The sequence below is a fragment of the Polaromonas sp. P1_G2 genome (genome assembly GCF_056405515.1).
Genome location: NZ_JBFUBY010001100.1, coordinates 1 through 461, shown reverse-complemented (window position 1 = coordinate 461; position 461 = coordinate 1). Strand labels below are relative to the sequence as shown.

General features: G+C 59.9%; 1 protein-coding gene. It reads right to left on the bottom strand.

What is annotated here, in order from left to right; all coding sequences use genetic code 11:
* Positions 1 to 394: alcohol dehydrogenase catalytic domain-containing protein (locus tag AC1D0P_RS29250; protein WP_477679938.1), on the bottom strand; the 394-nt coding region annotated here is incomplete at its 3' end.
* Positions 395 to 461 lie beyond the last annotated feature (67 nt).

The following is a 461-nucleotide window of genomic DNA, read 5'->3' as shown; positions in this document are numbered from 1 at the left end:
GCATATAAGCGGTCATGCCCTTGAGCAGCGAACTCGCGGCTGTCTTGGCAGAAACCGTATCGGGGAGCCGCACCACCCTCTCCGCCGCAATGTTCCTCGTCGAGCAATAGGCGCCGACAGGCGGTCCCGCATAGGCGACGCGGTCGCCCGGCTTGAAGTCGGCGATATCAGGACCGACGGCTTCCACCACACCCGCGGCCTCGGCGCCGATCACGGCGGGATAGGATGGCAGCACGTAGACGCCCTTGCGGTGATAAACATCGAGGAAGTTCGTGCCGATGGCCTGATGACGGATCTTGATCTCGCCCTCACCGGGAGGGCTCGTCTGTTGATCCTCAATCCGAAACTGGCTGATGTCGCCGGGTGCGTTCAGCAATACGATTTGGTCGGTCATCCCTGATCTCCTTTTCGCACGCAGATTATTCCCTGGGCAGATGTGTGAAAATTCCCTATTGTCTCAC